Source organism: Streptomyces sp. DSM 40750, from assembly GCF_024612035.1.
In the GTDB taxonomy this organism is placed as follows: Bacteria; Actinomycetota; Actinomycetes; order Streptomycetales; family Streptomycetaceae; genus Streptomyces.
In genome coordinates, this window is sequence record NZ_CP102513.1 from 5,341,815 (window position 1) to 5,354,452 (window position 12,638).

A 12,638-nucleotide genomic window follows, 5' to 3' on the forward strand; every position below is an offset into this window, starting at 1 on the left:
GTCGCGGGGACAGCCGCCTCGGTCCGTCGCTACGGTGGCCGTATGAACGACATCACCGTCGGCGAAGCCATCGACCACCTTCGAGCCGAACTGACCGCCGCCCGCGATCGCGCCAGGGACTCCGGTGTGCGCTTCCAACTCGGCGACATCGCCCTGGAGTTCACGGTCGAGATGCGCCGCGAGCAGAGCGGGAAGGGGTCCATCAAGGCGTGGGTCGTCTCCGGGGAGGCGGGGGCCGTGAAGTCCGAAACCGCCACCCACAAGCTGGCGTTCACGCTGCGCGCGGTGGACCAGGACGGCGAGGGCATCCACATCGGCAACAGCGATGCTCCGACGGCCGGTCTGGCCGGTGGGGGCGGGCTGACCCGGTAACTCGCCCGCAGGCGTACGACGGTGAACGGGGGCCCGGATGGAACTGAGTCGTATCGTCGCGGTCCTGCTCCCGGGTGCGGAGCAGCGGTACGGCGGCAACGGAACCGGCTATCTCCTGGGCCGCAGGCTGATAGTGACGGCCCGTCACGTACTGGAAGGGCGGGACACCTGCGACGTTCAGGTGCCCGGCGGTCGCGCCGTACCCTGCACCGTCGTCTGGCGCGGCGCCACTCACGTCGACGCGGCCCTGCTCCTCGCCGAGGCAGACGTCCGCGAGCAGGTCGCCCCGGTCCGCTGGGGGCGGCTCGTCACCGCCCGGCACCAGCCCTGCGACGTCGCCGGCTACCCCGAGGCCGGGCGCCGGGCCGACGGCGGCCTCGACCTCCAGCAGCCGCGCGCCACCCTCGCCCCCGGCACCGGCGCCCTGTCCCACCGCTACACCGTGGAACTCGCCAGCGCGCCGCCCGCCGACCCCACCCGCCGCACACCCTCCCCGTGGAGCGGCCAGTCCGGCGCGGCCCTCTTCAGCGGCCCGCTACTGACCGGCGTCGTCGTGACCGACGTCAGCGGCTGGGGGCTGCCGCGCTGGGAGGCCGTACCGGTGTACGCGCTGCTGGCCGACCCGGAGTTCACGGACCTGGTCACCCGGCACACCGCCGCCGCGCCCGTGTGGGAGCCGGTCGACCTTCAGGGCCTCGTCACGCCCGCCGCGGGCTGGCGGGTCCGGTCCCCGGCGACGCTGCTGGACCAGCGCGCCGAGGTGGTCCGCTTCCACGGCCGCGAGCGCCTGCTGGGGGAGCTGATCGACGACTGGTGCGACGGCGACGGCGTACAGCTCGCCGTCCTCACCGGGCCCGGCGGTGCCGGCAAGTCCCGGCTCGCCCGCGAACTGTGCACCCGGCTGCGCGACCGGCACGGCTGGGTCTGCGGCTGGCTGGACGAGCGCGGCCCGGCCGAGGACCTCGGCGTGCTCGCCGAGGTGGACCGCCCGCTGATCCTGGTCGCCGACTACGCCGAGCTGCGGATCGCCCAGCTGACCGCCCTGCTCACCGTGCTGGACCGACGGCCCGACGGCCGCCCTCCGGTACGGCTGCTGCTCACCGCGCGGGCGAGGGGCGACATCACGGGCGGCTGGTGGGACCAGCTCAGGACCCGCACGCGCGAGACGAGAAACCTGACCTACGACGCCGCGCACCACGAACTGCCTCCGCTGACGGAGTTACCGGACCGCGGCGCGCACTACCGCGACGCGCTCACCGACCTCGCCCGGCGCCTCCCCGAGGCACTGCCCCGGGCGCTCAGGGATGTCACCGGTGACTGGACGGGACACGTCGCCCTCGTCGCCCCGCGCGATGTGAGCGCCCCCGAGTACGGCTCGGCCCTCACCCTGCACATGACCGCGCTCACCGACCTCCTCGCCACACACCCCGCGACCCGCCTGGACGACACCGGTCTGCGGGTCGAGGAGCAACTCCTCCTGCACGAGCGCGCGTACTGGGAGGACAGCGCCGCCGGCCGTCCCCGACTGGCGGAGGCCGGCCCCGTATCCCTGGCCGACGCGGTCGGCACCGCGGTCCTCACCGCGGGCGCCGAACCCGCCCTGGCCGCCCCGCTGTTGCGCTCCTCACCCGGCTTCCGCACGGCGGACGCCCCGACCCTGGACCAGGGCACGGCCTGGCTCGCCGAGATGTACCCCGCCCCGGGCGACAGCTGCTGGGGGGCCCTCCAGCCGGACCGCCTGGGGGAGTACCACGTGGGGGACCGGACACGGGCGGACACGGACCTGGTGACGCTGCCGTTGCTGACGTTGGCGGGGGCAGGGGCGGCGCTGTGGCGGTCCCGGGTCGAGGAGCCGGCGCCCGCCGGGAACCCCGGGTCGCGACCCGCCCCGCCGAGCCCTGAGCGCGGTACCACGTCGGCAGCCGCCCGCACCGAACAGCCGCCGCCCGCAGGGAGTACCGAGTCGCCTCCCGTCCGCACCGAACAGCCGACGTCGGCCGAGACCCCACCGCTCCCCTCCGCCGCCCCCACCCTCCTCGCCGCCCTCGTCACTCTCTCCCGCGTGGCCGAACTCCCCCGCCACTGGGACCCCGTCGCCCGCGCCCTGGACGATGCCCTCGCCCGTGACTCGGCCCTCGCCGGCACGGTCATGGAGGCCACCACCCTCACCGAGTCCCCCGAGCCCCTCCTCGACGCCCTGCACCGGCTCACCGACGCGCCCGACACCGACCCCGAGCTGCTGCTGGAGCTGCTGGACCGGCTGGGTGCGGGGCGTAGCCGGGTGCTCGCCGGGTGGGCCACGCGTACCGCCGCCACGGCCGCGCGGGGGCTTCCCCCGACCCCGCGAGCTACCGCGCTCGTGCACGAGGCGGGGTGGCGGCACACCGCCGGGGACCACTGGACGGCCGTACGCCGATGCGACGAGGCGCTGCGGCTGTACGACTCCGGCGAGGCTGAAGCCACCCCCGCCGCACGGTTCACCGCGCTGCTGACCATGGCCCGCTCGCACCGCTGGACCACCGAGTTCGACAAGGCCCGGGCCGCGCTGGACAGGGCCGCCGACCTGGTCGGCACACTTGCCCCGGCCGACCAGGCCCCCGCCGAGGCCGAGATCCTCGGCGAGCGTGCCCGTGTCCTCGTCGGCGCCGGTGACGACGATGCCGCGCGCCCCCTCCAGGAGCAACGCGTCACCCTCCTCAACTCCCTTGCCGACAGCGGCGATCCCGTCGTACTCGAACGTCTCGCGGATGCCGAGGCCGAGCTCGCGCGCACCCTCAATCGCAAGGGCGAGTTCCGTGCCGCCGCCCAGCTGTTGTCCGAGCCCACCGCGCAGACCCTGCGGCAGATGGCCGACGAGCGGCCCGACGCCCTCGGCCACGACGCCGTGGGCAGCCTCGTCGGCCGTGCCAACCGGCTGCGCCTGCTGGACCGGTTCGAGGAGGCACTCGCCGTCCTGCGCGACGCGCTCGCCGTCGTCGACCGGCCGGAGAGCCTGGCCACCCCGGTGGCCGCGGAAGGCTTGGCCGTCGTCCTCAACAACATCGGTGGCACGCTCGTCTCCATGGGCAGACCCGAAGAGGCGCTGGAGCCGATCCGCCGCGGGCTCGCCATCCGACGAACCATCGTCGCGGACGCCGGCGTGCCGAACGAGCTGTTCTGGAACTCCCTCCTCCAGCACGGGTCCGCCCTGACGGAACTGCGCCGTCTCGACGAGGCGCGGGAGGCCGCCGAGGAGTGCCTGGAGGTCGGCTCCGAACTCGTCCGCCGCAAGATCTCCCGCCCCAGGGTGGAGGCCCAGGCCCAGATCATGCTCGCCGAGAACCTGATCGACCTCGCCCGAAGGAACCCCGACCAGCAGGGTGACCTGCGCAGGGTGAAGCGACTCGTCGACCGGGCCGTCCGCAACTACGACCGCGACATCAAGAACCTCCCGGGCGACCACCTGGGCGAGTACACCGCCCTGCTGTCCGTCGCCGTCGACCTCTACTTCGCCCTCGGTCGGCCCCGGGCGGCGCGCTCCACGATCCGCCGGGCGATGTTCGTCCGCCGCCTCCTGATCCGCCGTGACCCCGAGCAGCACGGCGACCTCGTGGCGGCTCGGCTCGAAGCCCGGGCCCAGGAAAGTCTGCAGGCCGGGCAGATGGGCAACGCGGAGAGCCTGCTCGGCCAGGTGGTCGCCATCCGGCAGGTACTCCTCGACGTGTGCGGCCTGCCCACCGACCGGTCCGCCCTGGCCGGCGCCCTCGGCCAGTACGCCGGTGTGCTCTCCCAGATGGGCCGTCAGCGCGAGGCCCTGCCCGAGCTGTACAGGGCGCTGGAGCTGACCCGCGAGGTGGAGCCGCACGTCGAGCCCGACCAGTACGCGCTGGCCGTCGCGACCTGCCACTACAACCTCGCGGACACCCTCCCCTGGACCGGCGCCTTCGACGAGGCGCTGCGCGAGGTGGCGGCCTCCGAGCAGAGCCTCGCCCCGCTCGCCGACCTGAACCCCGATCTGTACGCGCGCGAGATGGCCGACTGCGCCCAGCTGCACGACGCGATCGTCAGGGCGGCGGAGCGTGGTCTTCCCGAACGACGTCATTCCTGATCCACGCCCGGTGCACGTGGCGTCAGTCGCCCCTGGTTCTGCTTCCCGCGCGGGCGGCGCGGGCGTCCAGCGCCGTACGCCATTCCCGTACGGCACCGGCGGCGACCGGCGCGGTCCATCCCTCGGGGCGGGCCGCGCCTCCGATGTGGAAGGCGTCGACGCGGGCGGCGCGCAGGCGTGGGACGTGGTCGAGGCGTAGGCCGCCGCCGATCATGAGGCGCTGGGTGTAGCCGGGGTCGCCACGGCGGGCCGCCTCCGCGAGGAGTACGGGCAGACCGTCGTCGACCCCTGCCGCCGAGCCCGCCGTGAGGTAGGTGTCCAGCCCCGGCAGGTCCGCGAGCTGCTTGCGCAGGGCGTCCCGGTCGGCGGCGCGGTCGATCGCCCGGTGGAACGTCCACGGCCGCCCGTCCAGCTCCGCGACCACCCGCTCCACGGCGTGCGGGTCCGGTTCCCCCTGCGGGTCGAGGAACCCGAGCACGAACTCCTCCGCCCCGGCCGACCGCATGTCGCACGCCGCCCGCACCAGCGCGTCCACGTCCCCCGCCGCGAACCCGTCGGCGAGCCGCAGCATGACCCGTACCGGGATGTCCACGGCGGCCTGCACCTCCACGAACGTCGCGACCGCCGGGGTGAGTCCGTCGGCCCCCATGTCCGTGACCAGCTCCAGCCGGTCGGCACCTCCGGTCTGGGCGGCGACGGCGTCCTCGGCGTCGAGGGCGATCACCTCCAGAAGCGCGCGCGTGGCCATGGGGCCCCTTCCATCGGGCATCGATCGAGTGACGACTACAGGTCTAGTCCAATTTACAACAACGCGGACCGCTGGACGCGTACGTCACGTTTCGCACACGAACGGACACCCTCCGCTCTACCCTCGTTCGGGCGCGCTTCAACAAGACCGGCTGTACGAGAGGGAGTTGCCGTGACGGCGGCCCGCGAACGGTGACTGTTCGTCATCAGTAAATGGTGATCTGCTCGATCTTGTGGACCTTGCCGCTGGGGGCACCGGACGCGAGGCCGAGGTCGAAGGCGTACCACTTGGGGAGTCGGCCCGAGTCGTACTGCGGGCCACCCAGGACCGTGCGGTACTTGAAGCTCACCTCGTTGTTGTTGGTGTCCATCCAGCCCACGCCGTAAATGGCGACGTTGATGGTGCCGGCATTGGCGAAGCAGGGATTGACGCCGTCGACCTCGAAGTAGAGGAAGTCATTCCCGCTGGCGCAGTCCACCCGGTTGATGGCGTGTGCGGGGAGAGCGGTCGCGACGGTGGTCGCCAGGGCGGCGGCGGCCACACCTGCCAGGCGCATGAGGTTCCGGCTGGTCGGACGGGTCATCGAAGGTCCTCCCGGTTGAAGGAAGTTGAGTGGAGTTGAGTGAAGTGGATCGGACAGCAAGACAGGGCAGCGACGGACCAGGTTGCTCCGGAATCGGAAATCCTGCCCTTCCGGGCAATGCGACTGCCCCCTCGCGCATAACAAATACCCTTACGTAACCAGCAATTACGCACAGGAATTGCAGAGCCGGAATTCCGCTGTACTCTCTGGCCGATCGATTCCAGGCTTCATCGGCCAGAAGGAAGTCATGCGTAAATTGAAAGCGGCCCTCGTCGCCGGTTTGATGACGCTCGCCGGAGTGGCGGTGGCGAACACCCCTGCCCAGGCGGCCACGAGCGCGGAATACGTCGCGCTCGGCGACTCGTACGCATCCGGCGTCGGCGCGGGCTCGTACGACGCGTCGAGCGGCGACTGCAAGCGGAGCACGAAGAACTATCCCCGCCTGTGGGCGGCGGCCAACCCCGAGTACGCGCTGAAGGACGTCACGTGCAGCGGCGCGACGATCGCGGACGTACGGGCCAACCAACTGTCCGCGCTGAGCGCGAACACCAACCTCGTCACCCTCACCGTGGGCGGCAACGACACCCAGTTCTCGACGGTGGTGAGGACGTGCCTCACCGACACCGACGCCGCCTGCGCGTTCGCCACGGGGTGGATGTCGTCCGTCGCCAGGAACCAGCTCGTGAATGACCTCACCGGCCTGTACAAGGACATCAAGGCCCGCTCACCGAAGGCCCTGATCCTCGTCTTCGGCTACCCGCAGACGCTGTCCACGACCGGTACGTGCTCGCCGATCGAACTCAGCCCCACGAAGCGCACCGCGATGAACGGCCTGGCCGACGCGCTGGCGGAGGGCACCCAGAAGGCGACGGTCAACGCGAGCGTGTACTTCATCGACATGCGCAAGCAGTTCACCGGCCACGGGGCGTGCGGCACCGACCCGTGGGTCCACAGCGTCGACGCGTCCGACGCGACGGCGTCCTTCCACCCCAACGCGGCGGGCCACGAGAAGGGCTACGCGGCGACGTTCAAGGCCACCTGGGGCTGACGCCCGGCTTCCGTGGCCGGGCTCAGGCGTAGAGGTTGAGCTCGGCCTCGGTGGCGCCGGCCAGTTCGTACGTCGTGTCGGCGGGTGGGCGGCGTCCCGAGCAGAGCCGTACGAGGGTGGTGGCGTCGCCGATGTAGCGGGCGGGCGGGCCGTCGCCGGTCGCCGCGCCCAGCCGCAGCGGCTCGTCCAGGTCGTCGAGGTCGGCGTGGAGCGGAAGGGTCCCGCGCACGCGGGTGAGGTGGGCCAGGAGTTCCAGAGCGGGCCCGAGCTGCGCGCCGCCGTACGCTCCCGGCAGTTCCCAGGCCTCCCGCACGTCGCCGGCGTGCACCCACTCCCCGAGGGCGATCCCGTCCAGCACCCCGCCGGCCTCGGCGATCACGGGCCCGGCCTCGGTCATCCCGCGCTCCAGCTCGTCCACGACCCGCGCGACCGCCCAGGCGTCCCGCTCGGCGATGTCCCGGTCGTTCGACTCCGGACCGAACACCCCTTCCTCGAACCGGCTCTCCACCACCCGCGACAGCACGGCCCCGCAGTGCGCGAGCACATGCCGCACGGTCCACCCCGGACAACAGGTGGGGGCCGCGAAGTCCTCCGCCGGCCGCTCCCGCAGCAGCGGCACCAGCGCGTCCCGCTCGGCGGTCAGCAACCGGCCGGGCAGCTCGGGGTCCCGTACATCGTGTGTATCGGCAACAGTCATGGGACCCACGCTAGGAGGAGGGAGCCGTCATGTCTCCCGGCGGGTCCGGCCCACGGCACAATGCCTGCATGTCCGACGCCCTCGACGCACTGGAAGCCCGCTGGCTCCAGGCCCTCGTCTCCGCCCGGGAAGGCACCCGCGAAGGCGCCCGCGAGCCCAGCCCGGCCCCCTACGCCGCGAACCTCCTCAAGCGCTGGTCCGAGCCGCAGCGCAAGTACCACACGCTCGACCATCTCACCGCGGTCCTGGACCACATCGACGCACTGGAGGAGTACGCCGACGACCCGGACCTCGTACGCCTGGCCGCCTGGTTCCACGACGCGGTCTACCTGCCGGAGCGGTCGACGAACGAGGAGCGGTCGGCCCGGCTCGCGGAGCGGGCGTTGCCCGAGGCCGGGGTCTCGGAGGAGAAGACGGCGGAGGTGGCACGGCTGGTGCGCCTCACCGTCACACACGACCCGGCCGACGACGACCCGAACGGGCAGGTGCTGTGCGACGCCGACCTCGCGATTCTGGCGTCGGCGCCCGACGCGTACGCCGCCTATGCCGCCGCCGTACGGGAGGAGTACGGATTCGTGCCGGACGACGCCTTCCGGGCGGGCCGGGCAGCTGTGCTACGGCAACTCCTCGACCTGCCAAGGCTGTTCAGGACGCCGTACGGGCAGCGGGAGTGGGAGGGGCGAGCGCGGGAGAACCTGCGGGCGGAGCTGGACGGGCTGACGGCGGGCTGACGGCGCGGCTGACAGTGAGCTGCTCGGTGAGGGAAGGTGAGGGAATGCGCCCCCGTGGCCGTCGGTTGCCCATGAACATGCCCTCAGCCGCCGCCTCCCCAGACCATGCCCGTTTCCGGATTCCACTCTCCGTCTACGTCCTCGGGCTCGCCGTCTTCGCGCTCGGGACGAGTGAGTTCATGCTCTCGGGGCTGCTGCCGCCCATCGCGGAGGACATGGACGTGTCGATTCCGCGGGCGGGGCTGCTGATATCGGCGTTCGCGATCGGGATGGTGGTCGGGGCGCCGCTGCTCGCCGTGGCGACCCTCCGTCTCCCCCGCCGGACCACCCTCGTCACGCTGATCACGGTCTTCGGGTTCGGGCAGGTCGCGGGTGCGCTCGCGCCCAGCTACGGCGTTCTCTTCGCGTCCCGGATCGTGAGCGCACTGGCCTGCGCGGGGTTCTGGGCGGTCGGGGCGGCCGTGGCCGTGGCGATGGTGCCGGTGAACGCGCGGGCCCGGGCGCTGGCCATCATGATCGGCGGGTTGTCGATCGCGAATGTGCTGGGCGTGCCGGCGGGGGCGTTCCTCGGGGAGCACTTCGGGTGGCGGTCGGCGTTCTGGGCGGTGGCCGCGGCCTCGGCGATCGCGCTCGTCGGGGTCGTCACGCTCGTGCCCGCGATCCCGCTGCCCGACGAGCGGCCCCGCCTCGCCCAGGAGGTCCGGATCTACCGCGACCGGCAGGTCTGGCTGTCCATCGCCGTCGTGGCGCTCGCCGCCGGCGGGGTCTTCTGCGCGTTCAGCTATCTCGCGCCGCTGCTCACGGACGTGGCCGGGCTGGACGACGGGTGGGTGCCGACGGTCCTCGCGCTGTTCGGGATCGGGGCGTTGATCGGCACGGCGATCGGGGGACGGATCGCGGACGCGCACCTCTTCGGCGTACTGCTCAGCGGTACCACCGCCTCCACGGTCCTCCTCGTCGGCCTGGCCCTGCTCGCCGAGTACGCCGTCGCCGCCGTCCTCCTCTCCTTCCTCCTCGGGGTGTCCTGCTTCTACACCGCCCCGGCCCTCAACGCCCGCCTGTTCAACGTCGCCGGCGCGGCCCCCACCCTCGCCGGCGCCACCACCACCGCCGCGTTCAACCTCGGCAACACCGGCGGCCCCTGGGTCGGCGGGGTCGTCATCGACGCGGACTTCGGCTACACCTCGACCGCCTGGGCGGGCGCCGCCATCATGGCGGCCGCCATCGGCACCACGGCCGTATCGCTGCGCCTCCACCGACGTACCAGGGCCTCCCGCCTCGTGGCCGGGACCGGGACCGGGACCGAAACAGGGACCAGCGGCAGCACCGTAAATCCGGTACGTACGGACGTGTGAACCCTCCTATCCTCGCCCCCATGCGACCAATGGGCGGGGAACAGGTACAGCAAGCCGTCGAACACAGCCTCGCGGTACTGCGGACAGCGGTCGACGGGGACTGGGAGGGCGTCAAGGCGGGGCGGCTGGAGTGGAGTTGCCGGGAGACCGCCGAGCACGTCGCGTCGGACCTGATCGCGTACGCGGGGCAGCTGGCGGGGCGGGCGACGACGACGTGGGTGCCGTTCGAGATCGACATGGCCGAGTGCGAGCGCAACGCCGACGTACTGCATGTGATCGAGACGACGGGGGCGCTGCTCACCGCCGTCGTCCGTACGACCCCCCGCGAGGTGCGCGCCTTCCACCCGTATCCGTTCCGCTGGGCCGACCGTGAGGGCTTCGCGGCGATGGCGGTCGCCGAGGTGCTGCTGCACACGCACGACATCGCGGAGGGCGTCGGGCTCCCGTCGTCCTCGCACGTACCGCCCGTCGCGCTGTGCGAGTCCGTACTCGCCCGCCTCTTCCCGCACGTCAGGCCCGGTGACGCCCCCTGGGCGACACTGCTGTGGGCCACCGGCCGGGGCGACCTGCCGGGGCGCGCCCCCGTCACCGAGTGGCGGTGGAGCAACCCGCTGCACATCGACGCCGGGCGCATCGTCCTACAGGGCGTCCACCCGGCGGCCGCCGCCGATCTCGCCGAGGGCGGCACCGGCGGCTTCGAGTGGATCGCGGGCGGGCCGGTCGAGGGGACGCGGATCGGCGCGGGGCTGGTGTTCCAGGCGTACGAGGCGGGGGTGCACCGGCCGGAGTGGGGCATGTTCGTGCTCGTACGCAAGGAGGACGGGCTGGCCGTCGGTGCGCTGGGCTACCACGGCGCCCCGGACGAGGAGGGCCGTGTCGAGGTCGGCTACGACCTGGTCGAGGGGGCGCGCGGGCGCGGTTACATGACGGAGGCGCTGGGCGCGCTGGCCGGCTGGGCGCGGGAGCGGAGCCGGGAGCGGGGAGACGTACGGTCGCTGTTCGCGGTCGTCGACAAGGCCAACTCCCCTTCGCAGGGCGTCGTTTCGCGTGCCGGATTCGAGAAGGTGAGCGAGGACTGGGGCGACGGGGAGCACGGGGAGCAGTTCGCCTACGAACTCCGTCTGCGCGTCTGACGTACGCAGGGCGCCAGGGGGTGTGACCTCGTCGGTCAGGCCGGGACGACGGCGTGACCTCGTCGGTCAGGCCGTCGTCCCGCGCCGCTTCGGCCTGCGCAGCCCCGCTCCCGTGAGCCGGCGCAGCAGCTCCTTCGAGCCCACCTCCACGGCGCCCGCCCGCACGACCTCCGCGTAACGGTGGGACGGGATGTCGTAGTGGTCGCGTTCGAAGGCGCGCTCCGGGATGCCCAACTGCCCGGCGAAGGCGTGCAGTTCGTCGAACGACACGTCGCTCACGAGGTGCGACCACATGCGCCCGTGCCCCGGCCAGGTGGGCGGGTCTATGTAGACGGTCACGAGGACCGCGCCCCTCCGGAGGCCGTGCCCAGCGCCCCCAGCGCCGCGACCCGCACGCCCGCCTTGTGGCACACCCACTGCGGATCGGGCCCCAGCTCCGGCTCGACGTCGAGCGCGTGCGGGTCGCCGACGCCGCAGACCGGGCAGAGGGGCCAGCGGCCGTACCGTTCGAGCAGGGCGTCCTGGACGTCCTGGGCGACGAGCCCGGCGACGTACGCCGCACCGTCCGGCCACTGCTCGACCCACCAGCGGCGCTGTACGACGGATTCCTCGACCATGGAGACGACGTCCGCCTCGGCGACCTCACGGGCCACGAGATCGGCGATCACAAGGGCGCGGGCCGCGTGCAGCGCCTGCTCAAGGGGGCTTACGGGGTCCACGGGGTCACTGCTGGGACTCATGCATCCATTGTGCGCAACCTTGACCACACGACCGAACAGAAAATATCTTTCATAAGGTGAGTGATGACGTGAAGGAAATTTTCGCTCCTGTGGAGGGACAGACCGCGGGCCGCCCGGCCGGCGGTCAGAGCGCGGCCGCGCCACCCGCCCCCGCCGCCCTCGCGGCGAAGGTGCGGACGCTGGCCCCTTCCATGACCCGTTCCATGCAGCGGGTCGCGGAGGCCGTCGCGCACGACCCGGCGGGCTGCGCGGCGCTCACGGTCACCGGCCTCGCCGAGCTCACCGGCACCAGCGAGGCCACGGTCGTCCGCACCGCCCGCCTCCTCGGCTACCCCGGCTACCGCGACCTGCGCCTCGCCCTCGCCGGCCTCGCCGCCCACCAGCAGTCGGGCCGCGCGCCCTCGGTGACGGCCGACATCGCGGTCGACGACCCGCTCCCGGACGTGGTCGCCAAGCTCGCGTACGACGAGCAGCAGACCCTCGCGGACACGGCGGCCGGGCTCGACATGGCCCAGCTCGGCGCGGCGGTCGGCGCGCTCGCCGGGGCCCGCCGCATAGACATCTACGGCGTCGGGGCGTCCGGCCTCGTCGCCCAGGACCTCACGCAGAAGCTGCTCCGCATAGGGCTGATAGCCCACGCGCACAGCGACCCGCATCTCGCCGTCACCAACGCGGTGCAGCTCCGCGCGAAGGATGTCGCCATAGCGATCACCCACTCCGGCTCGACGGGCGACGTCATCGAGCCGCTGCGGGTCGCCTTCGACCACGGGGCCACGACGATCGCGATCACCGGGCGGCCGGACGGGCCGGTGTCCCAGTACGCCGACCACGTCCTGACGACGTCCACGGCCCGGGAGAGCGAGCTGCGTCCGGCGGCCATGTCGTCCCGGACGAGTCAGCTGTTGGTGGTGGACTGTCTGTTCGTCGGGGTGGCGCAACGGACGTATGAGCAGGCGGCGCCGGCGTTGTCCGCGTCGTACGAGGCACTCGCGCATCGGCATCGGATCGGAGGGCCGTCGCGGTAGAACGCCGGGCGCCGTGGATGGCTGAGCAGCGGGTCCGGCTGCCGGTCGTTCGTGGCCGATCGCGCCCGCGCGGCGGAGCCGCATACCGGTACAGCCCGCACCCCTGAGGCACAGTCACA

12 protein-coding genes are annotated in these 12,638 nt (G+C 72.6%); 7 read left to right on the plus strand and 5 right to left on the minus strand.

Annotated elements, in window-relative coordinates; genetic code table 11:
• Positions 1 to 42 precede the first annotated feature (42 nt).
• Positions 43 to 372 carry a trypco2 family protein gene (locus JIX55_RS23795; RefSeq protein ID WP_257565340.1) on the plus strand — a complete coding sequence of 110 codons (330 nt, stop codon included), beginning with the start codon at positions 43 to 45 and terminating at the stop codon, positions 370 to 372.
• 37 nt (positions 373 to 409) lie between these two features.
• A complete protein-coding gene (locus JIX55_RS23800; protein WP_257565341.1) occupies positions 410 to 4,459 on the plus strand; it encodes a tetratricopeptide repeat protein in 4,050 nt (1,349 codons plus the stop codon).
• 22 nt (positions 4,460 to 4,481) lie between these two features.
• On the opposite strand, the gene JIX55_RS23805 is transcribed toward JIX55_RS23800, so the two are convergent.
• Complete coding sequence (locus JIX55_RS23805) at positions 4,482 to 5,207, minus strand: copper homeostasis protein CutC (RefSeq protein ID WP_257565342.1); 726 nt, start codon at positions 5,205 to 5,207, stop codon at positions 4,482 to 4,484.
• A gap of 205 nt (positions 5,208 to 5,412) precedes the next feature.
• Positions 5,413 to 5,790 carry a beta/gamma crystallin domain-containing protein gene (locus JIX55_RS23810; protein ID WP_257565343.1) on the minus strand — a complete coding sequence of 126 codons (378 nt, stop codon included), beginning with the start codon at positions 5,788 to 5,790 and terminating at the stop codon, positions 5,413 to 5,415.
• 247 nt (positions 5,791 to 6,037) lie between these two features.
• Between JIX55_RS23810 and JIX55_RS23815 the strand changes: the two genes are divergently transcribed.
• Entirely contained in the window at positions 6,038 to 6,838 is an 801-nt protein-coding gene (locus tag JIX55_RS23815; RefSeq protein WP_257565344.1) for an SGNH/GDSL hydrolase family protein, read from the plus strand.
• Between the two features lie 22 nt (positions 6,839 to 6,860).
• Here JIX55_RS23815 and JIX55_RS23820 read toward each other — a convergent pair whose 3' ends face one another.
• Positions 6,861 to 7,535 carry a maleylpyruvate isomerase family mycothiol-dependent enzyme gene (locus JIX55_RS23820; protein ID WP_257565345.1) on the minus strand — a complete coding sequence of 225 codons (675 nt, stop codon included), beginning with the start codon at positions 7,533 to 7,535 and terminating at the stop codon, positions 6,861 to 6,863.
• A gap of 68 nt (positions 7,536 to 7,603) precedes the next feature.
• Between JIX55_RS23820 and JIX55_RS23825 the strand changes: the two genes are divergently transcribed.
• From JIX55_RS23825 to JIX55_RS23835, 3 genes are all read left to right on the plus strand, one after another.
• Positions 7,604 to 8,266 (plus strand): HD domain-containing protein, encoded by a 663-nt coding sequence (locus tag JIX55_RS23825; protein WP_257565346.1) that lies wholly within the window; start codon positions 7,604 to 7,606, stop codon positions 8,264 to 8,266.
• 119 nt (positions 8,267 to 8,385) lie between these two features.
• Entirely contained in the window at positions 8,386 to 9,621 is a 1,236-nt protein-coding gene (locus JIX55_RS23830) for a Cmx/CmrA family chloramphenicol efflux MFS transporter (protein ID WP_257569456.1), read from the plus strand.
• Between the two features lie 29 nt (positions 9,622 to 9,650).
• The gene (locus JIX55_RS23835) at positions 9,651 to 10,754 is read left to right on the plus strand and encodes a GNAT family N-acetyltransferase (RefSeq protein WP_257569457.1); all 1,104 of its coding nucleotides are present in this window, start codon (positions 9,651 to 9,653) and stop codon (positions 10,752 to 10,754) included.
• A 66-nt stretch (positions 10,755 to 10,820) separates the two neighbouring features.
• Here the strand turns inward: JIX55_RS23835 and JIX55_RS23840 are convergent, their stop codons facing one another.
• Positions 10,821 to 11,093 (minus strand): DUF4031 domain-containing protein, encoded by a 273-nt coding sequence (locus JIX55_RS23840; RefSeq protein WP_257565347.1) that lies wholly within the window; start codon positions 11,091 to 11,093, stop codon positions 10,821 to 10,823.
• Complete coding sequence (locus JIX55_RS23845; RefSeq protein ID WP_257565348.1) at positions 11,090 to 11,494, minus strand: hypothetical protein; 405 nt, start codon at positions 11,492 to 11,494, stop codon at positions 11,090 to 11,092. The genes JIX55_RS23840 and JIX55_RS23845 overlap by 4 nt, the downstream gene beginning before the upstream one ends.
• Positions 11,495 to 11,550: 56 nt before the next feature.
• Between JIX55_RS23845 and JIX55_RS23850 the strand changes: the two genes are divergently transcribed.
• The gene (locus JIX55_RS23850; protein WP_257565349.1) at positions 11,551 to 12,519 is read left to right on the plus strand and encodes a MurR/RpiR family transcriptional regulator; all 969 of its coding nucleotides are present in this window, start codon (positions 11,551 to 11,553) and stop codon (positions 12,517 to 12,519) included.
• The last annotated feature ends 119 nt before the right edge of the window (positions 12,520 to 12,638 follow it).

What these genes read in the sequence shown, in the direction of transcription:
- JIX55_RS23795 (WP_257565340.1), top strand. Translation starts at nt 43, where the DNA reads ATGAACGACATCACCGTCGGCGAAGCCATCGACCACCTTCGAGCCGAA.
- JIX55_RS23800 (WP_257565341.1), top strand. Translation starts at nt 410, where the DNA reads ATGGAACTGAGTCGTATCGTCGCGGTCCTGCTCCCGGGTGCGGAGCAG.
- JIX55_RS23805 (WP_257565342.1), bottom strand. Translation starts at nt 5,207, where the DNA reads ATGGCCACGCGCGCGCTTCTGGAGGTGATCGCCCTCGACGCCGAGGAC.
- JIX55_RS23810 (WP_257565343.1), bottom strand. Translation starts at nt 5,790, where the DNA reads ATGACCCGTCCGACCAGCCGGAACCTCATGCGCCTGGCAGGTGTGGCC.
- JIX55_RS23815 (WP_257565344.1), top strand. Translation starts at nt 6,038, where the DNA reads ATGCGTAAATTGAAAGCGGCCCTCGTCGCCGGTTTGATGACGCTCGCC.
- JIX55_RS23820 (WP_257565345.1), bottom strand. Translation starts at nt 7,535, where the DNA reads ATGACTGTTGCCGATACACACGATGTACGGGACCCCGAGCTGCCCGGC.
- JIX55_RS23825 (WP_257565346.1), top strand. Translation starts at nt 7,604, where the DNA reads ATGTCCGACGCCCTCGACGCACTGGAAGCCCGCTGGCTCCAGGCCCTC.
- JIX55_RS23835 (WP_257569457.1), top strand. Translation starts at nt 9,651, where the DNA reads ATGGGCGGGGAACAGGTACAGCAAGCCGTCGAACACAGCCTCGCGGTA.
- JIX55_RS23845 (WP_257565348.1), bottom strand. Translation starts at nt 11,494, where the DNA reads ATGAGTCCCAGCAGTGACCCCGTGGACCCCGTAAGCCCCCTTGAGCAG.